Origin of the sequence: Pseudomonas sp. DC3200b2, from assembly GCF_049895785.1 — a bacterium.
In the GTDB taxonomy this organism is placed as follows: domain Bacteria; phylum Pseudomonadota; class Gammaproteobacteria; order Pseudomonadales; family Pseudomonadaceae; genus Aquipseudomonas; species Aquipseudomonas massiliensis.
The window spans coordinates 56,887-79,693 of sequence record NZ_JAFCTA010000004.1; the positions used below are offsets into that span (position 1 = coordinate 56,887).

Annotated in this window: 28 protein-coding genes; 16 read left to right on the forward strand and 12 right to left on the reverse strand. The window is 62.0% G+C overall.

The window, feature by feature from the left end; all coding sequences use genetic code 11:
• The first annotated feature begins 28 nt into the window (after positions 1-28).
• Together ACP691_RS12875 and ACP691_RS12880 are read left to right on the forward strand one after the other, a co-directional pair.
• Positions 29-442, forward strand: a complete 414-nt coding sequence (locus ACP691_RS12875) for a hypothetical protein (RefSeq protein WP_426150999.1) — start codon at positions 29-31, stop codon at positions 440-442.
• A gap of 47 nt (positions 443-489) precedes the next feature.
• The gene (locus ACP691_RS12880) at positions 490-903 is read left to right on the forward strand and encodes a hypothetical protein (protein WP_426150997.1); all 414 of its coding nucleotides are present in this window, start codon (positions 490-492) and stop codon (positions 901-903) included.
• A gap of 17 nt (positions 904-920) precedes the next feature.
• Here ACP691_RS12880 and ACP691_RS12885 read toward each other — a convergent pair whose 3' ends face one another.
• Together ACP691_RS12885 and ACP691_RS12890 are read right to left on the reverse strand one after the other, a co-directional pair.
• Positions 921-1,148, reverse strand: coding sequence for a DUF1161 domain-containing protein (locus ACP691_RS12885; protein WP_426151131.1), 228 nt, complete (start codon positions 1,146-1,148; stop codon positions 921-923).
• Positions 1,149-1,176: 28 nt separating this feature from the next.
• Positions 1,177-1,602 (reverse strand): OsmC family protein, encoded by a 426-nt coding sequence (locus ACP691_RS12890; RefSeq protein WP_040260457.1) that lies wholly within the window; start codon positions 1,600-1,602, stop codon positions 1,177-1,179.
• Between the two features lie 149 nt (positions 1,603-1,751).
• Between ACP691_RS12890 and ACP691_RS12895 the strand changes: the two genes are divergently transcribed.
• Positions 1,752-2,753 carry an LLM class flavin-dependent oxidoreductase gene (locus ACP691_RS12895; RefSeq protein ID WP_426150995.1) on the forward strand — a complete coding sequence of 334 codons (1,002 nt, stop codon included), beginning with the start codon at positions 1,752-1,754 and terminating at the stop codon, positions 2,751-2,753.
• A 61-nt stretch (positions 2,754-2,814) separates the two neighbouring features.
• Here ACP691_RS12895 and ACP691_RS12900 read toward each other — a convergent pair whose 3' ends face one another.
• Together ACP691_RS12900 and ACP691_RS12905 are read right to left on the reverse strand one after the other, a co-directional pair.
• Positions 2,815-3,036 (reverse strand): DUF1161 domain-containing protein, encoded by a 222-nt coding sequence (locus ACP691_RS12900; protein ID WP_426150993.1) that lies wholly within the window; start codon positions 3,034-3,036, stop codon positions 2,815-2,817.
• Between the two features lie 83 nt (positions 3,037-3,119).
• Positions 3,120-3,335 carry a dodecin gene (locus tag ACP691_RS12905; RefSeq protein WP_040260574.1) on the reverse strand — a complete coding sequence of 72 codons (216 nt, stop codon included), beginning with the start codon at positions 3,333-3,335 and terminating at the stop codon, positions 3,120-3,122.
• Between the two features lie 156 nt (positions 3,336-3,491).
• Between ACP691_RS12905 and ACP691_RS12910 the strand changes: the two genes are divergently transcribed.
• Positions 3,492-3,818: a DUF883 family protein gene (locus ACP691_RS12910; RefSeq protein ID WP_426150991.1), complete on the forward strand. Its 327-nt coding sequence runs from the start codon at positions 3,492-3,494 to the stop codon at positions 3,816-3,818.
• Here the strand turns inward: ACP691_RS12910 and ACP691_RS12915 are convergent.
• Positions 3,791-4,759, reverse strand: a complete 969-nt coding sequence (locus ACP691_RS12915) for a LysR family transcriptional regulator (RefSeq protein WP_426151129.1) — start codon at positions 4,757-4,759, stop codon at positions 3,791-3,793. The two genes, ACP691_RS12910 and ACP691_RS12915, sit on opposite strands and share 28 nt — an antisense overlap.
• A 55-nt stretch (positions 4,760-4,814) precedes the next feature.
• On the opposite strand from ACP691_RS12915, the gene trpB reads away from it, so the two are divergent.
• From trpB to ACP691_RS12930, 3 genes are all read left to right on the forward strand, one after another.
• On the forward strand, positions 4,815-6,032 hold the full coding sequence (trpB, locus tag ACP691_RS12920; RefSeq protein ID WP_426150989.1) for a tryptophan synthase subunit beta: 1,218 nt from the start codon (positions 4,815-4,817) through the stop codon (positions 6,030-6,032).
• Positions 6,029-6,844, forward strand: coding sequence for a tryptophan synthase subunit alpha (gene trpA, locus ACP691_RS12925; protein ID WP_426150987.1), 816 nt, complete (start codon positions 6,029-6,031; stop codon positions 6,842-6,844). The genes trpB and trpA overlap by 4 nt, the downstream gene beginning before the upstream one ends.
• A 99-nt stretch (positions 6,845-6,943) precedes the next feature.
• Entirely contained in the window at positions 6,944-7,405 is a 462-nt protein-coding gene (locus ACP691_RS12930) for an anti-virulence regulator CigR family protein (protein WP_426150985.1), read from the forward strand.
• 6 nt (positions 7,406-7,411) lie between these two features.
• On the opposite strand, the gene ACP691_RS12935 is transcribed toward ACP691_RS12930, so the two are convergent.
• Both ACP691_RS12935 and ACP691_RS12940 read right to left on the reverse strand, forming a co-directional pair.
• Positions 7,412-7,903, reverse strand: coding sequence for a hypothetical protein (locus ACP691_RS12935; RefSeq protein ID WP_426150983.1), 492 nt, complete (start codon positions 7,901-7,903; stop codon positions 7,412-7,414).
• Complete coding sequence (locus ACP691_RS12940) at positions 7,900-8,808, reverse strand: choline sulfate utilization transcriptional regulator (protein WP_426150982.1); 909 nt, start codon at positions 8,806-8,808, stop codon at positions 7,900-7,902. Before ACP691_RS12940 ends, ACP691_RS12935 begins: the two co-directional genes overlap by 4 nt.
• Positions 8,809-8,905: 97 nt before the next feature.
• Between ACP691_RS12940 and betC the strand changes: the two genes are divergently transcribed.
• Positions 8,906-10,462, forward strand: coding sequence for a choline-sulfatase (betC, locus tag ACP691_RS12945; protein WP_426150980.1), 1,557 nt, complete (start codon positions 8,906-8,908; stop codon positions 10,460-10,462).
• The gene (choX, locus tag ACP691_RS12950) at positions 10,459-11,379 is read left to right on the forward strand and encodes a choline ABC transporter substrate-binding protein (RefSeq protein WP_426150978.1); all 921 of its coding nucleotides are present in this window, start codon (positions 10,459-10,461) and stop codon (positions 11,377-11,379) included. The genes betC and choX overlap by 4 nt, the downstream gene beginning before the upstream one ends.
• A gap of 80 nt (positions 11,380-11,459) precedes the next feature.
• Here choX and aroE read toward each other — a convergent pair whose 3' ends face one another.
• Complete coding sequence (gene aroE, locus ACP691_RS12955) at positions 11,460-12,269, reverse strand: shikimate dehydrogenase (protein ID WP_426150976.1); 810 nt, start codon at positions 12,267-12,269, stop codon at positions 11,460-11,462.
• Between the two features lie 8 nt (positions 12,270-12,277).
• Entirely contained in the window at positions 12,278-13,213 is a 936-nt protein-coding gene (hemF, locus tag ACP691_RS12960) for an oxygen-dependent coproporphyrinogen oxidase (RefSeq protein ID WP_426150974.1), read from the reverse strand.
• Positions 13,214-13,368: 155 nt separating this feature from the next.
• Here hemF and ACP691_RS12965 point away from each other — a divergent pair, with 155 nt between their 5' ends.
• Positions 13,369-14,343 (forward strand): NADPH:quinone reductase, encoded by a 975-nt coding sequence (locus tag ACP691_RS12965; protein ID WP_426150972.1) that lies wholly within the window; start codon positions 13,369-13,371, stop codon positions 14,341-14,343.
• Between the two features lie 41 nt (positions 14,344-14,384).
• On the opposite strand, the gene ACP691_RS12970 is transcribed toward ACP691_RS12965, so the two are convergent.
• The 3 genes from ACP691_RS12970 to ACP691_RS12980 form a co-directional block, all read right to left on the reverse strand.
• Positions 14,385-14,939, reverse strand: a complete 555-nt coding sequence (locus ACP691_RS12970) for an L-threonylcarbamoyladenylate synthase (protein WP_040260437.1) — start codon at positions 14,937-14,939, stop codon at positions 14,385-14,387.
• A gap of 35 nt (positions 14,940-14,974) precedes the next feature.
• Positions 14,975-16,087 carry a DNA-processing protein DprA gene (dprA, locus tag ACP691_RS12975; RefSeq protein WP_426150970.1) on the reverse strand — a complete coding sequence of 371 codons (1,113 nt, stop codon included), beginning with the start codon at positions 16,085-16,087 and terminating at the stop codon, positions 14,975-14,977.
• Positions 16,088-16,175: 88 nt separating this feature from the next.
• Positions 16,176-17,201: a LysM peptidoglycan-binding domain-containing protein gene (locus tag ACP691_RS12980; RefSeq protein WP_426150968.1), complete on the reverse strand. Its 1,026-nt coding sequence runs from the start codon at positions 17,199-17,201 to the stop codon at positions 16,176-16,178.
• Positions 17,202-17,355: 154 nt separating this feature from the next.
• Between ACP691_RS12980 and def the strand changes: the two genes are divergently transcribed.
• The 6 genes from def (at position 17,356) to ACP691_RS13010 (ending at position 22,799) form a co-directional block, all read left to right on the forward strand.
• Positions 17,356-17,862 (forward strand): peptide deformylase, encoded by a 507-nt coding sequence (def, locus tag ACP691_RS12985; protein WP_040260434.1) that lies wholly within the window; start codon positions 17,356-17,358, stop codon positions 17,860-17,862.
• 73 nt (positions 17,863-17,935) lie between these two features.
• Positions 17,936-18,868: a methionyl-tRNA formyltransferase gene (fmt, locus tag ACP691_RS12990; RefSeq protein ID WP_426150966.1), complete on the forward strand. Its 933-nt coding sequence runs from the start codon at positions 17,936-17,938 to the stop codon at positions 18,866-18,868.
• A complete protein-coding gene (gene rsmB, locus ACP691_RS12995) occupies positions 18,865-20,178 on the forward strand; it encodes a 16S rRNA (cytosine(967)-C(5))-methyltransferase RsmB (protein WP_426150964.1) in 1,314 nt (437 codons plus the stop codon). Before fmt ends, rsmB begins: the two co-directional genes overlap by 4 nt.
• An 11-nt stretch (positions 20,179-20,189) precedes the next feature.
• Entirely contained in the window at positions 20,190-21,563 is a 1,374-nt protein-coding gene (trkA, locus tag ACP691_RS13000) for a Trk system potassium transporter TrkA (protein ID WP_426150962.1), read from the forward strand.
• 8 nt (positions 21,564-21,571) lie between these two features.
• On the forward strand, positions 21,572-21,877 hold the full coding sequence (locus tag ACP691_RS13005) for a tetratricopeptide repeat protein (RefSeq protein ID WP_426150960.1): 306 nt from the start codon (positions 21,572-21,574) through the stop codon (positions 21,875-21,877).
• A gap of 76 nt (positions 21,878-21,953) precedes the next feature.
• Entirely contained in the window at positions 21,954-22,799 is an 846-nt protein-coding gene (locus tag ACP691_RS13010; RefSeq protein ID WP_426150958.1) for a lipid II-degrading bacteriocin, read from the forward strand.
• The last annotated feature ends 8 nt before the right edge of the window (positions 22,800-22,807 follow it).

A 22,807-nucleotide genomic window follows, 5' to 3' on the forward strand; every position in this document is an offset into this window, starting at 1 on the left:
CCTTATCATGCCTGCTGGAGCACCTTTCATGCGTACAATCCTGTTGCTTGTCGCCTTAGTCAGCCTCGGCGGCTGCATGGGCTTGCCCAAACCGGACCCCAACCAGGCATGGGTAGACCTTCACATGCCCAAGGACGATAGCCTGCATGCGCAGACGGTCGATGCCCAAGCCTTGGAAGATTCTCGTTACTTCGAGGTTCAGCCAGGTAGCCATGAGCTCACTGTGCGCTATCAATTTACCGTCACTCCCGACAACATTGGTCCCCAGGCCGAGCCGCTGCAACGCGACTGCCAGTTGAACATCAAATATCAAGGCTTCAATGCCGGTGAACGCTATCGCCTCGAAGTCGGCAGCCTGGGCTTTACGCCCTGGGCCAAGCTCTATGATGAGCAGAGCCGGTTGGTCGGACGCGCGCGACCGGCGGGCTGCCAGCGCGCATGAATTCACATGGCGGCGTATGCTGACAGGGCCCAATCGAGACCTGACCTATGCGCCGCAACCTTCCGTTCGTTCTTTTCGCCTTGCTTGGCGCCTGTAGCAACACGCCAGTGCCCACGCCGGATCCAGCCCAGGCCTGGGTCCAGATGTTCACCCGTACCGGCAAGATGGTGATGGCCGAGCGCCTGGATGGGCAGCGCCTGGAGGATGGCCGCTTCTTTCAGGTGCGCCCTGGCGCTCACGAACTTCGGGTTCGCTTCGATTATGAGGTGACCACCGCCTCGCTGCCCATGGGGCAACCCTCGGAGCGTATCTGCTACGTTGACCTGCGTTACGACAACTTCAAGGCCGGCCAGCGCTACCGCCTGGAAGCGCGTAACCTCGGCCTGCAGACCTTCGCTTTCCTGTATGACGCCCAAGGTGCCACCCTGGCGACCGAGCGGCAAGTCAACTGCCTGTTCTAGTCAGGGAAAGATGTCGATCAGGTATCGTTCTTCTGGTAGATGATCTTGCGAGTGCCGTACTCGCAGCTACCCACGATCATGCTCGGGTCGGTGGCTTCGGCGGCGGGTACAACTTCCAGCGTGTAGGCCACTACGCCTTGCGCCTGGATCTTGGCTTCGATCTCGGCCTTGAGTTCGGCACAATCCCTCGGTGCCGCGGCTATCGGAACGCTGACGGCCAAGGCAAGTGCCCCGGCCATCACCATGCCCGTGCCTGTTAAGGCATGCATTCGCTTAGACCAGCGTGGCGTCGAGGGTGATCTCGGCGCCCTTGAGTACCTTGGATACCGGGCAGCCGGCCTTGGCCTTGGCCGCCAGCGCCTGGAACTGCTCATCGCTGGCGCCGGGAACGCTCGCCTTGAGAATCAAATGAACCTTGGTAATGGCGAAGCCGTCATCTTGCTTATCCAGGGTGACTTGAGCGGTGGTGTCGATGCGCTCGGCTGTCAGGTTCGCCTCGCCAAGAATCATTGACAGGGCCATGGAGAAGCAGCCGGCATGGGCCGCACCGATCAGCTCTTCAGGGTTAGTGCCAGGGCCGTTTTCGAAGCGGGCCTTGAAACCATAGGGAGCGCTTTTAAGCACGCCGGTTTCAGTAGAGATTTCACCCTGGCCGTCCTTCAGGCTGCCTTTCCATACCGCTGATGCTGTCTTGATCATCGCTCGCTTCCTCAAGTAGTGGGTAACGTCTCGTTGTGAGAGGCCAGGCCGCCAGCGCAAGTTCAGCACAGATTTGCGAAAGCGTTACAAAGAGTTCAATGTGTCCCCCACAGGAAAACGGCGCGGGGGTGTCTGTTTCTGGAGCAGTTATGAAAGCCTTGAGTGACATCAAATATTCTGCGCTGGACCTGGTGCCGGTTCGCCAGGAAACCGGGCCCGCCCAGGCCCTGCGCAATTCCCTGGACCTGGCCCAGCACCTGGAGCGCTTTGGCTATAACCGATTCTGGGTAGCCGAACATCACAACATGGATGGGATCGCCAGTTCGGCCACCTCCGTGCTGCTGGGCTACCTGGCCGGGGGCACCTCGACCATCCGGGTAGGCTCTGGTGGTGTCATGTTGCCAAACCATGCGCCGCTGGTCATCGCCGAGCAATTCGGTACGCTGGAAAGCCTGTACCCAGGGCGCATCGATCTAGGCCTTGGACGCGCGCCCGGCTCCGATCAGATGACAGCACGAGCCCTGCGCCGCGAGCGAAGCGGCAGTGCCGATGATTTCCCACAGGATGTCGAAGAGTTGCTGGGGTACCTGGGCGAACGCACCCCTGACCAACGGGTGATCGCCGTACCTGGCACCGGCACTCGAGTACCGGTATGGCTGTTGGGGTCGAGCCTGTTCAGCGCTCAGCTCGCGGGCATGCGGGGCCTGCCTTATGCCTTCGCCTCGCATTTCGCCCCGCGCCTGATGCATGAAGCCATTCGCATCTATCGCGACCACTTCACGCCCTCTGCCTATCTCGACAAACCTTACGTCATGCTGGGCATTCCCCTGGTGGCGGCGGACAGCGACGAGCGTGCCGACTACCTGGCCACTTCGGTGTACCAGCGCATTCTCAACCTTATTCGCGGCCAGAGCCTGATGCTGCAACCTCCAGTGGAGAGCATGCATGGCCTGTGGTTGCCTCATGAGAAAGACGCCGTGGGCAGTTTCCTGGGCATGGCGATGATTGGCAGCCCGGTGAAGATCCGCGCCAAGCTGGAGGTACTGTTACAGCAAACCCAGGCCGATGAGCTCATCTTCACCTGCGATCTCTACGAGCACGCCGATCGGCTGCGCTCATACGAGCTGCTGGCGCAATTGATGAAAGGCTAGGGCGCTTGCCAGGACGCCCTGCCAGCCAGGCGGCTCGCCTGGCCCCAGGGCGTTGAAGCGACTACCGCTTGTAAACGATTTCCTTGGTACCACCTTCGCACGTCCCGACCACCTTGCCGTCGGCCGCACCGCCCTTGTCCACGACCTCCAGGGTGTAGCTGGCCGCGCCCTTGGCCTTGATCTTCGCGTCGATTTCGCTTTTGAGTTCATCGCAGGGCTTGCCCGCGGCCAGAGCGCTGCCTGCCAGCCCCATGAGGAGCGTTGCCAACATCAATCGTTTCATCGTTCAGGTTCCTTTGAGTCGATTCAAACCAGCCAGGCGCCAGGGCGGCCCTGTGCTCGACGCGGGTGGCTTCCAGGTGCCACTCAGCTATTGGTGATACGGAAGCCTACCTTCAATGTGACCTGGAAGTGCCCGACCTGGCCGTTTTCTATGTGACCGCGGGTTTCGGTCACTTCGAACCACTCCAGGTTCTGAATGGTCTTGGCGGCTTCGGCGATGGCGTTCTTGATCGCATCATCGATGCTGACGGTGGAAGACCCTACCAGGTCCACTTTCTTGTACGTGTGATGGTCGCTCATATGCAGCTCCTCGGTCAGTGGCAGTACCATCGGCAATGGGCTGATGGCTCCGTTTACATCTGTGCGCGGAGCGGGGTCAAAAGTTCAGAGCCGCCGCACTTTTACGAAGCGGCGCAGTCGGACCTAAACACCGCAACCATCCGCCAGGAGTGAACCATGGCCAATACCTCGCTGCGTAAAGCCTCGCTGCAAAGCATGGAAGCTGAAATCGAAAGCCTGCTGCGCTCTTTGGAAAGCCTGAAGGGCGATGCTTCGGAGGAATCGCGCAAGACCTTGAAAGCACTGAAGGCGAACGCCGAAACCGCGCTCAAGCACTCGCGCAGCCTGCTGGCCGACGTCTATGAAGACGTCAAGGTGAAAACCCGTGAGACCGGCCTGGCCACCAAGGAATACGCTCAGGAGCATCCGCTGACCACCGCGGGCATCGCTATCGGCGCCGTCGGCCTGCTCGCCGCCTACCTGCTCTGCAAGCGCTCCCACTGATCCGCTTGCCGCGCCAACTCCTGGCGTAGCCACTGGGCCAAGCGCTCGGCCCGTGAGCCGGCGCGCCTGCGTGGCACCCACAGCATCAGGCTGGCTTGCGTCTGGCTGAACCCCCAAGGGGCGACCAACCGCCCCGCCTGAAGGTCATCCGCTACCAGGGCGTGGGGTGCGATCGCCACACCCAAGCCGGCCACCGCGGCTTCGAGCAGATAGTACAAGTGCTCGAAGCGCTGGCTGAACTTCAACCCTGCAATATCCAGGTCATGGGCCCGCGCCCAGGCCGGCCAGGCCTGTGGCCGCGAGTCGGTCTGCAGCAAGGTTTCCTCGAAGACCGCCGCGGGCGGCGCGCCGAGCAGGGCGGCGCAACCTCGGTAGTGGGGGCTGACCACTGGCCCTACGCGCTCCGCCAACAGCTCATGTACCTGTACCTCGGCTGGCCAGGGCGGCTGGGCATACACCAGCAAGGCATCCAGGACCGGGCTTTGAGGGTCGAGATCGCCTTCCCCGGCCGATAAATGCAAACGCAGGTCGGGCAGGTCCGCGTTCAAGCGCCCCAGGCGCGGAATGAACCAGCGGGCCAACAGACTTCCCGAACACCCCAGCACAAAGGGCGCGTCGGCCTGATCGGCGGCCAGTTCGACGCAGGCGGTACGCAGACTGTCGAATGCCTGGCTGCATGCGTCGCGCAAGCGTAGCCCGGCGTCGGTCAACCTCAGGCCACGTCCTTCCTTGCTGAACAAGGCTACCCCTAGCTCAGCTTCCAGCAGTTTCAACTGGCGGCTGATGGCGCCATGGGTCACATTCAGGTGCCGCGCCGCCTGGGTCAGGCTACCCAGGCGGGCAGTGGCTTCAAACGCGCGCAGGCCATTGAGCGAGGGCAGGTGGCGGATCATGATCTGTGAGTTTTCCTTACAGGTTGCTGCAATCTTATCGGTTTTCAGCGGCGCCTGTCGCGGCTACAGTCTAGCCATCTGTCCTCGCTTCGGAAAAGCTCCCATGACCGCTCAAACCCTGCGCAACGGCCCCGACGCCAACGGCTTGTTCGGCGCCTTCGGCGGCCGCTACGTCGCCGAAACCCTGATGCCCCTCGTGCTGGACCTGGCTCGTGAATACGAGGCCGCCAAGCAGGACCCGGCGTTTCTCGAACAGCTGGCGTATTTCCAGCGCGACTACATCGGCCGGCCCAACCCGCTGTATTACGCCGAGCGGCTGACTGAGCACTGCGGCGGCGCCAAGATCTACTTCAAGCGCGAAGAGCTCAACCACACCGGTGCCCACAAGGTGAACAACTGTATCGGCCAGGTACTGTTGGCCAAGCGCATGGGCAAGAAGCGCCTGATCGCCGAAACCGGCGCGGGCATGCATGGCGTGGCCACTGCCACCGTGGCGGCGCGCTTCGGCTTGCCTTGCGTGATCTACATGGGTGCCACCGATATCGAGCGGCAACAGGCCAACGTATTCCGCATGCGCCTGCTGGGGGCCCAGATCGTTCCGGTAACCGCCGGCACCGGTACCTTGAAGGACGCGATGAACGAGGCCCTGCGCGACTGGGTCACCAATGTGGAAGACACCTTCTACCTCATCGGAACAGTCGCCGGCCCGCATCCGTACCCCGCCATGGTACGGGACTTCCAGTCCATCATCGGCAAGGAGACCCGCGAGCAGTTGCAGGAGAAGGAAGGCCGCCTGCCAGACAGCCTGGTCGCCTGCGTGGGTGGCGGCTCCAACGCCATGGGGCTGTTCCACCCCTTTCTGGACGATGCCAGTGTCGAAATCATCGGTGTCGAGGCCGGGGGCCATGGCGTGGATACCGACAAGCACGCCGCCAGCCTCAATGGCGGCGTACCGGGCGTGCTCCACGGCAACCGCACCTATCTGCTTCAAGACACCGATGGCCAGATCACCGACGCGCACTCCATCTCGGCAGGGCTGGATTACCCTGGCATCGGGCCGGAGCATGCCTGGTTGCATGAGATCAAGCGGGTGCAGTACGTCAGCATCACCGATGACGAAGCCCTGGCAGCCTTCCATCTCACCTGCCGAACCGAAGGCATCATTCCGGCCCTGGAGACCGCTCACGCCCTGGCCGAAGCCATTCGCCGCGCACCCACCTTGCCCAGGGACCACTTGATGGTGGTATGCCTCTCCGGTCGGGGCGACAAAGACATGCAAACCGTAATGAACCACATGGCCGCCCAGGAGGCCCAGGCATGAGCCGTCTCGAACAACGCTTCGCCCAGGTCAAGACCGAAGGTCGCGCCGCCCTGGTGACTTTCGTAACCGCCGGCGACCCGGGCTACGACGCTTCCTTGCAGATTCTCAAGGGCCTGCCCGCCGCCGGTGCCGATGTGATCGAGCTGGGCATGCCGTTCACCGATCCCATGGCGGACGGCGTCGCTATCCAACTGGCAACCCTGCGCGCCCTGGCGGCTGGCCAGACCCTGCTCAAAACCCTGGACATGGTCCGCGCATTCCGGGAAACGGACACCACCACGCCGCTGGTGCTGATGGGTTACTACAATCCGATCCACCGCTTCGGCGTCGAGGCTTTCGTGGCCCAGGCGCGGGAAGCCGGCGTGGATGGCTTGATCATCGTCGACCTGCCGCCGGAGCACGACGCTGAACTGGCAACTCCAGCCCAGTCGGCCGGAATCGACTTCATCCGCCTGACTACCCCGACCACGGATGACAGCCGCTTGCCACGCGTACTCGAGCGTAGCTCCGGGTTCGTCTACTACGTATCCGTAGCCGGGGTAACTGGGGCCGGCTCAGCTACCAGCGACCAGGTCAGCGCCGCCATTGCACGCCTGCGCAGGCATACTTCGCTGCCAATAAGCGTGGGCTTCGGTATTCGCACGCCCGAGCAGGCTGCTGCCATCGCCCGGTTGGCGGACGGCGTGGTCGTGGGTTCGGCACTGGTGGACAAGATCGCCCAGGCACCTAGCCAAGCCCAGGCAGTCGATGACGTACTCAGCCTGTGCAGGGCACTGGCCGAGGGCGTACGCGGTGCTCGAACCCCAAGGTAAAGTTCCTGATACAGAGGAATTGCCTACGGTTTTGACGGACTAACCGGCAAGAACAAGGGAGCGATGTTCGCTCCCTTTTTTGTCGTAGAGGATCTCCCCATGCATGCTCCCCGTTCGCTCATCGCCGCCGCCCTGAGCACTTTCATCGTCTTGGGCTTGCCCCTGGCCGAGGCCGCTCCCGGCCCGGACGACCAGCACGGGGGCCCGCAGCAGCATGGCCAGGGCAACGGCCACGGCAATGCCCATGGTCAGAACGGCCAACCGGGCCAGGCTGGAAAGCAGGCCAAGGGTGGGCGCCCGCCGCAAGACTTTGGCCCGGTGCGCGATAGCATCCGTGAGCACCGCACCGACTTTGGCCGCGGCACCCCTTTGCCGCCCGGTATCCAGATTGCCAAGGGCCGACCTCTGCCGCCGGGTTATGGCCACCGTCTCGATCGCGCCGCGCTGGCTCACCTACCGCACTACGATGGCTACGAATGGCGCCGACTGGGCACAGACGTGGTGCTGATCGCCGTCGGTACGGGCATCGTCTACGAGATTCTCAATGGCGTACTGAATTGAGCCGCTTCAGTCGAGGAAGATCGGGCGGCCCAGCCCCGGTTGCCACAAGCCGACAAAGCGGGGCGGTGTAAGCCCCATCGCCCGCCCCAGGTAGCTGAAGACGGAGTTGCTGTTGGCCCATTTCCCTCGCCATCCCAGGCCGCAGCGGGGGTAGTCCAGATCCAGCCGGTTGATCTGGGCCACCATCGCCACGGCCCGGTTCCAGCGCTCAAGGATGTCGCTGGCATTACCTTGCACCACCGTGATCCTGCGCTGGGCGGGCCGGCACAGGGTCCAGGCCTGGCCAGGCCGGAAATGCCAGGCTTGCAGCCCATGCCGGCGAGCATACCCGATAGGCACCGGGCGTCCACTGCGTCGGTCAGTGGCCAGGCCATGCAATTCCCCGTGCCAGGTACCGGTCGGCCCCCGCAAGACCCAGAAATTATGACTGCACCAACGGGCGAGGCGAAAAGCCCGCGCTTCGATTGTCCAGACGCCGGCCTCGGCTTCGGGGCTCATGCCAGACGCTCCGCCAACAACCAATCGACGAAGTGATCGATCATGCGCCCGCGTCGCTTGCGTAGGGGTAGCCATAAGGAATAACCCAGTTCCGAGCGCACGCTTTCGTCGACAGGCCGGCAGAGCAAGCCCTGTGCGATAAGATCGTCTACCAGGTGGCGCCAACCGATGGCTACCCCTTGGCCACCAATGGCGGCCTGGATGAGCAAGGTGTAGTTATCGAAGCGCAACTGGCCCGCCATGGGCGTCACCGCAAGGCCAACGGCCCGGAACAATCGCTCCCAATCGAACCAGCGATTGGCCTGGTGGCCGCGCAGGTGCAACAAGGGTAGACGGGGCAGGGTGGGCAAAGGCAAGGGCCGTGAGCATTCCTTGAGCAAGCTGGGGCTGCACACCGGAAACACTTCTTCGTTGAACAGCCAGTGGCTTTGTCCATGGCCTGGGAAGCGACCGTCACCGAACTGGATAGCGATGTCCGTATCGCTGCGCAGCATGCCGTGCGTTCGCTCGCCAGTGACGATACTCACATCGACGTGCGGATGCGCCTGGTGGAAGCGCTGCAGACGTGGCATCAACCAGTACGCCGCGAAGGCGAAGTCAGTCGCTACCTGCAGGACCTCCCGCTGTCCACGGCTGGTCGCCTCGAGCAAACCATGCTCCAGGCTGGCCAGGCCATCGCTGACATGCTGGAACAAACGTTCACCGGCTTCGGTCAGGATGATGCCGCGGTATACCCGGTTGAACAGGCGCAGCTGCAATTGCTCTTCCAAGCGCCTGATTTGCTGGCTGATAGCAGGTTGCGTAGTACCCAGCTCCATGGCGGCGGCGGTAAAACTCCGTTGGCGAGCGGCGGACTCGAAAGTGCGCAGCGTATCCAGCGACAAGGCTCCGAGGCGGTCAAGCATAAGGCTTACTTATCCTAGGCATTAGGCCAGGCGGGATTTACGAGCCCATGATAGGAGGCACATCCTGAACCAAGACGAGTTGGCATAAGGAGCCCCTATGGAACGCCGGTCTTCGACGAAGCGCAAGAACATCCTGTTCATCATGGCCGACCAGATGGCTGCTCCGCTGATGCCTTTCCATGGGCCATCGGTGCTCAAGCTGCCTAACCTGGCGCGATTGGCAGAGGAAGCAGTGATATTCGACTCCGCTTACTGCAACAGCCCGCTATGCGCGCCCTCACGCTTCACACTGGTCAGCGGCCAATTACCCAGTCGTATCGGCGCCTATGACAACGCAGCGGAGTTCCCCGCGGACACGCCTACCTATGCTCATTACTTGCGCCGCCTGGGCTACCACACTGCATTGAGTGGAAAGATGCATTTTTGTGGTCCGGACCAACTTCATGGCTATGAAGAACGGCTCACCAGTGACATCTACCCAGCCGACTATGGCTGGGCAGTGAACTGGGATGAACCGGACACCCGGCCAAGCTGGTACCACAACATGTCGTCGGTGCTGCAAGCTGGCCCTTGTGTGCGTACCAACCAGCTGGACTTCGACGAAGAAGTGGTCTTCCGGGCGCGGCAGTACCTTTATGACCATGTTCGCAAGGCAGACGGTCGGCCCTTCTGCCTCACGGTGTCCATGACTCACCCGCACGACCCCTATGCGATTCCCCAGGCTTACTGGAATCGGTACGCCGATACGGAGATTCCGCTGCCCCGAAACCTTGTTCCCCAGGAGTCGCAAGACCCCCATTCGCAACGGCTGCTCAGGGTCTACGACCTCTGGGGCAAGCCCTTGCCCGAACATAAGGTCCGCGACGCACGGCGCGCTTACTTCGGCGCCTGTAGTTACATCGACGATCAGGTAGGCGAGCTGGTGGCCGTGCTGGAAGCGGCAGGTTTGCTTGATGACACCGTGATTGTGTTCAGCGGCGACCATGGCGACATGCTGGGCGAGCGCGGCCTCTGGTACAAGATGCATTGGTTCGAGATGGCCGCCCGGGTGCCATTGTTCATCTGGGCGCCCGGGCAATTCCCCGCAGCCCGGGTTGACGCCAGCATCTCCACGGTCGACCTGTTGCCGACCTTGGTGGAACTGGCCGGAGGGCAGGTCGAGCCAGGCCTTCCTTTGGACGGGCGCTCACTCATGCCCCATCTGCGCGGCGAGCAGGGCCACGACGAGGTGTATGGCGAATACATGGCCGAAGGCACCACCAGCCCGCTGATGATGATTCGGCGGGGCGATTACAAATTCATCTACAGTGAAGCCGATCCCTGCCTGCTCTATCACCTGGTCAACGACCCGGCCGAACGAGAGAACCTGGCGGGCTCGCCCGACTATGCCGAGGTATACAACGCCTTTCTCAATGAATCACGGGCCAGGTGGGACATTCCACAGATTCACCGCCAGGTTCTGGCGAGCCAGCGTCGCCGCCGGTTCGTCGCCCAGGCCTTGGCCTTGGGTACGCTGAAGAGCTGGGATCACCAGCCTCTGGTAGATGCCAGTCAGCAATACATGCGCAACCACATCGACCTGGACGATCTGGAGCGCAAGGCGCGTTTTCCGCAACCCTGCCACTCAAACGAAAACGAAGGGGGAAGACCATGAAGTCCTTGACCACGATGATCCTGCTCGCCAGCCTGACCGGGGCGAGTTTCTCGGTCCAAGCCGCCGACGCCTGCAGCCCGGTACGGATGGCGGACCCAGGCTGGAGCGACATCGCTGCCACCAATGCCCTGGCCGGCCTGGTACTCGAAGCCATAGGCTATTCCGCCAAAGTCGACTCATTGGCGGTGCCGATCATCTATGGCGGTTTGCGGGACGGCCAGGTAGACGTATTCCTGGGCAATTGGATGCCGGCACAGAAAGGGTTCGATGACCAGTTCATCGCCACGGGCAAAGTGACCCGCCTGGCGAAGAACCTCGAAGGCACCGAGTTCACCCTCGCGGTACCGGACTATGTCTATGCCGCTGGCGTACACGACTTCAAGGACCTGAATCGCTTCGCCGAAAAATTCGATCGCAAGGTCTACGGCATCGGCTCGGGCGCGCCGGCCAACCAGTCCATCCAGGACATGATCAAGAAGAACGACTTCGACCTGGGACAATGGAAGCTGGTGGAGTCCAGCGAACAAGCCATGCTCGCGGAAGTAGACAGGGCGGTGAAGAAACAGCGCTTCATCACTTTCCTGGGATGGACGCCCCATCCTATGAACGTAAAGCTCAAGATGCATTACCTCACCGGGGGTGAGGCGTATTTCGGCGACAGCGGGTCGGTCTATACGGTGACGCGCAACGGCTACGCTCAAGCCTGCCCGGAAGTTGCCCGCTTCCTCGGCCAGATGCGATTCACCCTGGACATGGAGAACGCGGTCATGGCCGAGGTGGTCGACAAGAAGATCAGCAATGGCGAAGCGGCCAGGGCCTGGCTCAAAGCCCACCCCGAGGTGCTCGAGGCATGGCTGAAAGGTGTCAAGACCGCCGACGGCAAGGAAGCCCTGCCCGTCGTTGCGAAGGGGCTATAGCGCCGGCGAAAGCTGGCGGATAGGCCATTGATGCCGGTTAGAATCGCCAGCTGTCAGGCCGATTCGGACGTTTCGGCCTTTTATGAACCGCGTAGCGCGGCGAGGACCGGGGCGGTCGCGACCTCGACGCCTCGCCAGTATCGGAAGGCCACCGCGGCCTGCTCCACCAGCATGCCCAGCCCATCGATGGTCCTGGACGCACCCTGGGCTTGAGCCCAAGCGTTGAAAGGTGTCTGGCCGGCGCTGTACATCATGTCGTAGCACACTGTACGGCCGGCCGCGATCACTGATGCAGGCAGCGGCGGAACCTCTCCGGCCAGGCTTGCGGCGGTGGCATTGATGATCAGATCCATCGGGCCTTCCAAGCGCTCGAGGGAAAGCGCATTGACCGGCCCGAGTTCAGCGAATGCTTGCGCCAGGACTTGAGCCTTTTCCAGGGTGCGGTTGGCGACGGTCAGTTGTGCGGGGCGCTGTTCCAGCAGAGGCTCGATCACGCCGCGGGCCGCTCCGCCCGCGCCGAGCAACAGGATGCGCGCGCCTTCCAGGCCCACGCCATTGTTCAGCAGGTCTCTGACCAGCCCCTCGCCGTCAGTGTTGTCTCCACGCAGACGCCCATCGTCCAGTCGGCTAAGCATGTTGACCGCCCCGGCTCGCTCGGCGCGAGGCGTCAGAACGTCGCACAGTTGCCAGGCTTGCTCCTTGAAAGGCACGGTGACGTTCGCGCCCAGGCCCTCGACGAAGAAGGCGCGGGCCGCATCGGCGAAACCGTCCAGCGGAGCGAGCAACGGGCTGTACTCCATGCGTTGCCCGGTCTGTTCGGCGAACCACCTGTGGATGACCGGCGACTTGCTGTGGCCGATGGGATTGCCGAACACTACGTACTTGTCCATGACAGCCCTCAGGGTTGTAGGTCGGTGACCCGGTCTGTACCCAGCCAGTCACGATCTTGCAGGAAATAGTCGGTCAGGCGCGCTTCTTCGCTGCCCGGCTCCGGCTTCCAGTCATAGCCCCAACGGACCCGAGGCGGCAGCGACATCAGGATGGACTCGGTACGCCCACCTGACTGCAGCCCAAACAGCGTGCCACGGTCATAGACCAGGTTGAATTCCACGTAGCGACCCCGACGGTATTCCTGGAATGCCTTCTGTGCTTCGGTCCAGGGCATGTCGCGACGACGCCTGACGATAGGCAGCCAGGCCTCCAGGTAAGCGTCGCCTACCGCACGCATGAAGGCGAAGCTGGTGTCGAAGTCCCAGCTGTTGAGGTCGTCGAAGAACAATCCGCCGATACCGCGAGGCTCGTTGCGATGCTTGAGATGGAAATAGCGGTCGCACCAGGCTTTGTAACGCGGATACACATCTTGGCCGAAAGGCGCGCAGGCGCGCTCGGCCACCTGGTGCCAATGGACACAGTCTTCTTCATGAGCATAGTAAGGCGTCAGGTCGAAGCCTCCACCGAACCACCATACTGGCTCCTGCCCCTCCTGCTCGGCAATGAAGAAGCGTACGTTGGCGTGAGAGGTGGGCACATGCGGGTTGTGCGGGTGCATCACCAGGGAAACGCCAAGTGCCTCGAAGCTGCGGCCCGCCAGCTCGGGACGGTGGGCACTGGCCGAAGGCGGCAGGCTAGTGCCATGAACATGGGAGAAATTCACTCCACCTTTTTCCAGCACCGCGCCATTGTCGATGACCCGGGTACGGCCACCGCCCCCTGCCGGCCGCGTCCAGGCTTCCTCAAGGAAACGAGCATCGCCATCTTCGTCTTCCAACGCCTTGCAGATGCGATCTTGCAGCTCGAGCAGATAGGCCTTCACGGCCTCGGTGCGACTGTTCATCGGTTACCTCATGGACGAAACACGCCAAGGGCCGAGTCGACGGCCCGGCCAAATCGGCGCGTAGCATAGCATTGCTTATCGCCTGGACAGTTGACGCCGGTCTATGGAAAGGCGTCCGATAGGCCAATCAACCTGACAGAGCGAGGAAATACCCGATGGCAAGGCGGATTCAGTTTTCCAGCAACGGCGGTCCTGAAGTGCTCGAACTGGTGGAGTTCAAGCCCAGCGAGCCCGGCCCTCTCGAAATTAGAGTACGTAACCATGCCATCGGCTTGAACTACATCGATACCTATTATCGCAGCGGGCTGTATCCAGCACCGGGCTTCCCTTCCGGGCTGGGCACCGAGGCCGCGGGCGTCATCGAGGCTGTTGGCAGCCAGGTCACCAGCCTGTCGGTCGGTGATCGGGTAGCCTATGCCGGTGGGCCATTGGGCGCTTATAGCGACGTGCATGTATTGCCAGCCAGTGTCGTGGTCAAGTTGCCTGAAGCCATCAGCTTCGAGCAGGCCGCCGCGATGATGCTCAAGGGCCTGACTGTCCAGTACCTGTTGCGCCAGACCTACCGGCTGCAAAGCGGGGAAACCATCCTGTTCCACGCTGGCGCCGGTGGCGTGGGGCTGCTGGCCTGCCAATGGGCTTCTGCCCTTGGCGCCAAGGTCATCGCTACCGTAGGTTCCGCGGAAAAAGCGGAGAAAGCGAAAGCCGCGGGGGCCTGGGAAGTGATCGACTACAGCCGCGAGGACGTAGCCGAGCGTGTGCTTGAATTGACCAATGGCCAGAAATGCCCGGTTGTTTACGATGGGGTAGGCAAGGACACCTGGGAAACTTCGCTGGACTGCGTCGCCCCGCGCGGGCTCCTCGTCAGCTTCGGCAACGCGTCAGGCGCGGTAACCGGAGTGAACCTGGGGGTGCTTGCCAGTAAAGGCTCGCTATACGTCACTCGGCCAACATTGGGTACCTATGCGGTACCAGGCGCCCTCCAAGGCATGGCCGACGAACTCTTCGAGATGGTGACCAGCGGCAAGGTCAAGGTGGAAGTCCACCAACGCTATCGTCTTGACGAGGCGGCCCAGGCCCACCGGGATCTTTCCGGTCGCAAGACCACCGGCTCCACCGTATTGCTTCCTTGAGCCCTGGGGGTGCCACCTCCGGGGCGGCACCCGCCGTTGGGTCAGGGGCGCACGACTTCGCCCGTGCGCAGATCGCGGATCACGCTGGGGTTCTTGCGCCCGCCAAGTGCCCCACCGAGCACCACGTCCACCTCGCCGCGGAAGTATTGCTCCACGCGCAGACGACTACGCGCTGGGGGCCGCCCTTGCGGATTGGCGGAAGTGGACACCAACGGCCCTACCAGCGCGCAAAGTTCGCGTACCAGCGGATGGTCGCTTACGCGCACCGCCACGCTGTCATGCTTGCCCGTGATCCAGGCAGGAAGAAGATCCCGATGCGGTACCAGCCAGGTGTTGGGCCCTGGCCAGGTACTGGCCATCTGGTCCATCCAGGCCTGGGGGAAGTCTTCGAAGAGAAAATCGAACTGGCGAATGTTGTCCGCGATCAGAATCACACCCTTGGCCACCGAGCGGCCCTTGATCGCCAACAGACGATAGACCGCGTCCTCGTTCCACGGGTCGCACCCCAGGCCCCATACTGCCTCGGTTGGGTAGGCAATCACCGCGCCGGCACGTATTTCCCGGGCGGCTTGTTGCACACGCCAACTGCTTTCCATTTGCCATCCTCCAGCGATCGATGCGGGAAGTGTAACTAGGCGCAGCGGGCAAACCAACGCCCGGCTTCACAAACGACATTGCCCGCCAGTTCGTGCTCGGTCAGCGCAGCCAGCACCTTGGGCAGTGGCCACTCCAGGCTCGCGGCCAGTTGCTCGGCATTTTGCGGGGCAGCCTGGAGCTGACGAAGCAGGGCGTCACTTCGACCGTTGACTGGCGGCTGGCTGGGGAGGGCTGGCAGCGGGCCGTGCCAACCACGCAGGCCTTCCAGAATGTCATGAACCGACTCCACCAGCTGGGCGCCCTCGCGGATCAGCCGGTGACAGCCCTTGACGCCAGGATGGTGAATCGAACCAGGAATGGCGAATACTTCACGGCCTTGTTCCGCTGCCAGCCGTGCGGTAATCAACGAGCCACTGGCCAAATTGGCCTCGACCACCAGCACGCCCAGCGAAAGCCCGCTGATGATACGGTTGCGCCGGGGAAAGTGCTCACGCGCGGGCGGCGTGCCCAGCGCAAACTCGGATACCAGTGCGCCACCTTGCTCCGCGATGCGCCTGGCCAAGCCGAGATGCCGCTGTGGATAAATATGTTCCAGCCCGCTACCGAGCACAGCGATGGTACCGCCGCCGATATCCAGCGCGGCTTGGTGCGCGGCGCCATCGATGCCCAATGCCAGGCCCGAGGTCACCACGAACCCGGCCTGCGCCAGGGTAGTGGAAAAGGCCCGGGCGGTATCCAGGCCGGGTCGTGACGCGCGCCTGCTGCCAATGACGGCCAGCTGGGGGCTTTCAAGCAATGCCGGGTTCCCCGCCACGAAGAGCAAGGGTGGCGGGTTGGGGATTTCCTGCAATAGGGCAGGGTATGCCGGGCTATCGAACGCCACCAGGTGATGGCCTGGCGTTTCGAGCCAACGTAGCCCAGCAAGCGCGCCGTCACGCACCTCAGGGCTGCGGCGCGCCTCGGCGGTAGCCTGGGGCAAGCCCAGGGAGCGCCAGGCAGACGCTGGCGCGCTCAGGGCCGCGCTGGCCGAACCGAAAGCATCTATCAATGCACGGAAATGGATAGCGCCCACCTTGGGCAACTGGTGAAGGCGCAGTCGCGCTTCAAGCTCTGCCGGCGGCGTGAGCCTGGAAGAGAACAATGGCATGCGATCATCCTTGATCTAAGCCTCCACCGGATGCATATCCTGTGGATAACTGTGTTGGTAACTTCTGGCCAGGCAACCTCTGGCGTGCTTAAGGGTTGCGAACCTTATCCTGTACCGCCAGGGAACGGGTGGCACTCAGCACCAGACCATAGCTCAGTTTCTGATACGTGCGAAACACCATCAACAGCCCGGCGCGTTCATCCGGCACTTTCACCTGTTCTCCGGTGATCCGGTCTCGCACAGTTTCACCTGTCTTGTAGATGGCAAGCACATTGCCTTCTTCCAGACCGTCGCGTTGGCCTTTGTTTAGGGTGACCACATCGTACTTGCCGATCTGAGTGACTCCACGGGGAACGTCGATGATATGGCCCTCCACCGGACCGTTCGGTGGGCTTGGCAGGAACAGTGAGTTGATCGGGTGTTCTTCGCTGGTGAACAGGCGGTCGCCCAGGCGAACCTCGGCGGTGGAACGCTGCAGGCCGAGGGTAGCGATATCGCCTTCCACCGCGATTACTTCGCCGCTACCGATATTGTCGGCGTTGATGCCCAGTACTTCCTGGGTTTCGGGGTCGGTATACACCTTGCCCTGGCGGAATATCCCATACCCCGTATGGGCAGGTTCGAACTGGCCTCGCGCGTAGATCCGATCCCCCATGCCGCTAAGTACCCGCTCCTGATTACCCGCTACGATGTAAGGGGCGGTCTCGAAAGCGGCGGCATCATCGACGATTCGGTTGCTGATCAGGAAGGCACTGATCGCGCCCAGCGGGATACTGGGAATGGCTTCGGCCACTGGCGTAGCCCGGATATGAGGCGAGAGCTTGAGGGTACCTCGGGAAGCACCCCGCTCGAGCGACACCTGGGGTCGGCCATTGACCATGCTCAGCACGAGCGAGTCCCCTGGGTAGATGAGGTTCGGGTTGGTGACCTGCGGATTGCCACGCCAGATGCGCGGCCACTGCCAGGGCTCGTTGAGGAATCTGCCGGCGATGTCCCACAGGGTGTCGCCTTGCACCACGGTATAGCGCTCGGGATGATCGTCGCGCAACAGGCTTTGGCCGTTGGCCAGGGCCGAGCCGACCAGCAGTACCAGGGCGAGTAATGATTTCCTCATGCCGTGAATCCCTTTATCATGTACGCATTCGTCAAACCCCGCCGCGGCATCGTCCGAGCCTTGCCGGCCGTGGGGCTTTCCATGAGCAGCGGCTGCTCGACAAGCGCTCGGCGCCCTTCCACTGACTTTACCTTACAGTGCAGCACTAAAGCATATGGCTATTTTAAACATCCTCGAATTTCCGGACCCGCGCCTGCGTACCATCGCCAAGCCGGTCACGGTGGTGGACGACGAGCTGCGCACGCTGATCGACGACATGTTTGAAACCATGTACGAAGCGCCCGGCATCGGGCTGGCAGCCACCCAGGTGAACGTGCACAAGCGGGTCGTGGTCATGGACCTGAGCGAAGACCGTAGTGAACCTCGGGTATTCATCAATCCCGAGTTCGAGTCGCTGACCGACGAGATGGACCAATACCAGGAAGGTTGCCTGTCCGTTCCCGGCTTCTACGAAAACGTCGACCGGCCGCAGAAGGTCAAGGTCAAGGCGCTGGACCGCGATGGCAAGCCCTTCGAGCTGATCGCCGAGGGCCTGCTGGCGGTATGCATCCAGCATGAGTGCGATCACCTCAACGGCAAGCTGTTCGTCGACTACCTGTCTTCGCTCAAGCGCGACCGGATCAAGAAAAAGCTCGAGAAGCAGCACCGCCAACAGGCGTGATCGGCCGCGGGTTCGTATGGACCCAGCCCAAGGGCTTGCTTCGGCAAGCCCTTTCCATTTCAAAGGGAGCATCATGCGCCTAGTCTTTGCCGGTACTCCGGAATTCGCGGCTGAACACCTGAAGGCCCTGCTCGGCGGCGAGCATGAGGTGGTCGCTGTCTATACCCAACCTGACCGTCCCGCCGGTCGTGGCCAGAAATTGATGCCCAGCCCGGTCAAGGCGCTGGCTGTGGCCCATGGCATCCCGGTGTACCAGCCGGTGACCTTGCGCAACCCCGAAGCCCAGGCTGAGCTGGCCACGCTGGCGCCCGACCTTATGGTGGTGGTGGCCTATGGCTTGATCCTGCCCCAGGTAGTACTGGACATTCCACGCCTGGGTTGCATCAACAGCCATGCCTCCCTGCTGCCCCGCTGGCGGGGCGCGGCACCTATCCAGCGCGCGATAGAAGCCGGTGATCCCGAAAGCGGGGTAACGGTAATGCAAATGGAGGCAGGGCTTGATACTGGCCCCATGCTGCTCAAGGTCACTACGCCCATCAGCCCTGACGATACCGGTGGCAGCCTTCACGACCGTCTGGCCCGCCTGGGGCCACCTGCCGTCGTCGAGGCCATCGCGCAGCTGGCGGCGGGCACACTCGCTGGCGAGCGCCAGGATGATGCATTGGCGACCTACGCCCACAAGCTTCACAAGGATGAGGCTCGCCTGGACTGGACACGTCCCGCCCATGAGCTGGCCCGCCAGGTACGGGCGTTCTTCCCCTGGCCGGTCAGCCACAGCCTGTTGCGCGGCGAATCGTTGAAAGTACTGGCCGCCCATGAGGTAAACGGGGCCGGCGGCCCTGGCCAGGTCATAGCCGTCGGCAGGGACGGGCTGACCGTGGCCTGCGGCGAAGGCGCGCTCTGCCTGACTCGCCTTCAGTTGCCCGGCGGCAAGCCGCTGGCCTTCACTGACTTGTACAACAGCCGTCGTGAGTTCTTCACGGTTGGCTCGGTACTGGGCCAATGACCCCGCGCCTCGCCGCGGCCCGGGCGCTGGCCGCCGTGCTCAATGGCAAGGCCTCGCTCAACGGCGCCCTTCCTCCTCAACTGGAGCGGGTAGACCCACGGGATCGTGGCCTGGCCCAGGAGCTTGCCTTCGGTACCGCCCGTTGGGAACCCCGCTTGGCGCTGCTGGCCGAGCAACTGTTGCAAAAGCCGTTCAAGGCAGCGGACGCGGACCTTTATGCGCTACTGCTCACCGGTCTTTATCAGTTGCTCTACACCCGCATTCCCGCCCATGCGGCCATCGCGGAGACGGTGGACGGCGCCACGGCCTTGAAGAAAACCTGGGCCAAGGGTTTGCTCAATGCCGTATTACGCCGCGCCCAACGGGAAGGGGAGGCGCTGCTGACAAGCCTGGAACGCGACCCGGTAGCGCGCACGGCCCATCCACGCTGGTTGCAGAAAACCCTGAAGGCTGCCTGGCCTGATAAATGGGAAGCGATCTGCGCGGCGAACAATGACCATCCGCCCATGACCCTCAGGATCAATGCCCGGCACGTGGGCCGGGCCGCTTACCTGAAGCAACTCGAAGCTAGTGGGGTAGCCGCCAGCGCCTGCCATTTCAGCGAGGACGGCATCACCCTGGCCAGCGCTACCGACGTCACCCGTTTGCCGGGCTTCGCCGATGGCTGGGTAAGTGTCCAGGACGAAGCCGCGCAACTGGCGGCGGGCCTGCTGGATCTCAAGCCAGGGCAACGCGTGCTCGATGCCTGCTGTGCCCCGGGTGGTAAAACCTGTCACTTGCTCGAGCGTATGCCCGGGCTGGGCCATGTGCTTGGCATCGACCTAGAGGCCAAGCGGCTGGCGCGGGTCGAAGAAAATCTTGCCCGCCTGGGCCTGGCCGCCGAGCTCAAGGCCGCCGATGGGCGCGACCTTGCCGCCTGGTGGGACGGCAAACCCTTCCAGCGTATCCTGCTCGACGCGCCTTGCTCTGCCACGGGAGTTATCCGTCGCCATCCAGATATCAAGCTGACCCGCCAGGCCGATGATATTCCTGCCCTCGCCGCGCTACAGGGTGAGTTGCTGGATGCGCTCTGGCGTACCCTGGAGGTCGGGGGAGTACTGCTCTACGCCACCTGTTCGGTGCTGCCTCCGGAAAACGCCGACACTATCGCGGCCTTCCTGCAACGTACCCCCGGGGCTCGGGAACTGGACTTGGCCCTGGAGGCGGGCGAGCGCCAGGCTCATGGGCGACAGTTGTTCCCGCAAACCGCCGGGCACGATGGCTTCTATTACGCCAAACTCATGAAAATTGCCGCCACGGGCGGCCGCTGAGCGAACTGACCGTGAAAATCATCATTCTCGGGGCTGGCCAAGTGGGTGGTACCCTGGCCGAGCACCTGGCGGGCGAGGCCAATGACATCACCGTCGTCGACACGGACGGCGAACGGCTGCGCAGCCTCGGCGACCGCCTCGACATCCGCACCGTACAGGGCAAGGCGTCCTTCCCCAGCGTACTGCGCCAGGCTGGCGCGGACGACGCCGACATGCTGGTGGCTGTGACCAACAGTGATGAAACCAACATGGTCGCCTGCCAGGTGGCCTACACCCTGTTCCATACCCCGCGGCGCATCGCCCGGGTCCGCGAAGCGGCTTACCTGGCCCAGGCAGGCCTGTTCGCCAACGAGGCGATCCCGGTGGATGTGCTGATCAGCCCCGAGCAAGTGGTCACTCATCACATCAAGCGTCTGATCGAACACCCCGGCGCGCTCCAGGTAATCGACTTCGCCGCGGGCAAGGCCCAGCTGGTGGCGGTACGTGCCTACTATGGCGGCCCGCTGGTAGGGCAGCAGCTTCGCCAGATCCGTCATCACATGCCCAATGTGGAAACCCGGGTAGCGGCCATCTTCCGCAAGGACCGTCCCATCATGCCCCGCGGCGACACGGTGATCGAAGCCGATGACGAAGTCTTCTTCATTGCCGCCCGCGCAGACATTCGGGCAGTGATGGGCGAACTGCGTCGGCTGGATGAAGGCAACAAGCGGGTAGTGATCGCGGGTGGCGGCCATATTGGCGAACGGCTGGCCGAAGCGATCGAAAGCCGCTATCAGGTCAAGATCATCGAAATGAACCCGGCCCGCTGTCGCTACTTGTCCGATACCCTGGACAGCACGGTCGTACTTCAGGGCAGCGCGTCGGACCGGGACCTGATGGTGGAAGAAAGTATCGCCGACGCGGATATCTTCGTTGCCCTGACCAACGACGACGAGGCCAATATCATGTCGTCGCTGCTGGCCAAGCGCCTGGGGGCGCGCAAGGTAATGACCCTGATCAACAACGCCGCCTACGTCGACCTGGTGCAAGGCGGGGAGATCGACATCGCCATCAATCCGCAGCTGGCGACCATTGGCAGTTTGCTGACTCATGTCAGACGTGGCGACATCGTGAGCGTGCACTCCCTGCGTCGCGGAGCAGCCGAAGCTATCGAAGCCATTGCCCATGGCGACGCGCGCTCAAGCAAGGTGGTAGGCCGCGCCTTGTCGGCGATCAGCATGCCGCCCGGCACGTCCATCGGGGCCATCATCCGCGACCAGGAAGTCATCATCGCTCGCGCAGACACGATGATTGAAAGCGGAGACCATGTGATCCTTTTCGTTGTGGATAAGAAGTACATCCGGGATGTGGAGAAACTGTTCCACGTAGGCCTGACGTTCTTCTAGGAGAAGCCATGATCGAGTCACTGGAAAAAATGCTCGCCAAGGGTGTGGATAACCCACTGCTGCGCTTCGGCCTTGGCAAGGGTTATCTGGATGCCGGCGATACCGAGCGTGCCATCGAACACCTGCGCCAGTGCGTGGTTCAGGACCCGACCTATTCGGCCGCATGGAAGCTGTTGGGCAAGGCATATAAAATCACGGGCAATTTTCCTGACGCTAGGCAGGCATGGGAACATGGCATGGAAGCGGCCGACGTCAAGGGAGATAAACAAGCGCAGAAGGAAATGAGCGTATTTTTGAGGAAACTCAAGATTTAAATAAGTCCGATATGGTGCCGCGCTCCATAACATCCTTGATAACGCCCGTTGGGCGTGGATAAGAAGGAGAAGGAACATGTCGCAGGTTTATTTACCGCCAATTCCCGTAACAGCATCCCCCATCGGGATAGGGCCTTCGCCCAATCCCGATGTTAGGCCAGCCATGGGACATCCTGCTGTCGTGCAGATGCAAGCTCGAGCGCAACGAGACCAGGCCTACACCCAAGGTCTCTGTCTTCAAATGTTTTCCAAGTTGTTGGAAACCGTGAAGTTCGCCAGACCTCCCTATTCGCTGGTCGAGCCCTTGAAACATGATTTGGTAACAGCACATCATGCCGATTACCTTCAATGCTTTAATCCTCAGATGTCACTCGCTGAAACATGGAAAGCGGGCCGGGCACGAGCGAATACTTTGGACTTACATGCGACACCGCAGCTGACGTCCGAAACCGAGTTGTCAGGAAGTGTTATTTCAGTATTGAAGGCCTATGCTCACTACTTATTGGGAAATGGAACGCCAATGACTTGGCGTTTGGAAAAGACTGGTATTCAACCCACCGTGGAAAAGCTGCCGATGCTCAAGCAAGCTATCAATTTGGCGGGGCCAGGCATAACTAATGTTGATGTGAGTTTCGGCTATGACACAGGCGCTGACTCGAAGATCGCCATGCTTATTCTTGGTAACATTACATTGCGTACCACAGGGCAGGTCGTACGCCATGAGTCAGGTCTTGTAACCTTCACCGGTGAAGTACGTGCCTACCATGATGTGTATGATTTCAATGCTAGTACGCATAGGACGGTCTTCACCGAAGCTGTAACCACTGCCGGAAGATTGGTTGGCGAAAACATACAAGCCGTGCCCTATGAAATCCACATGCCAGGGTCTATTCCAATCTCACACAATCTAAATAACAATTAAAGCGAGGA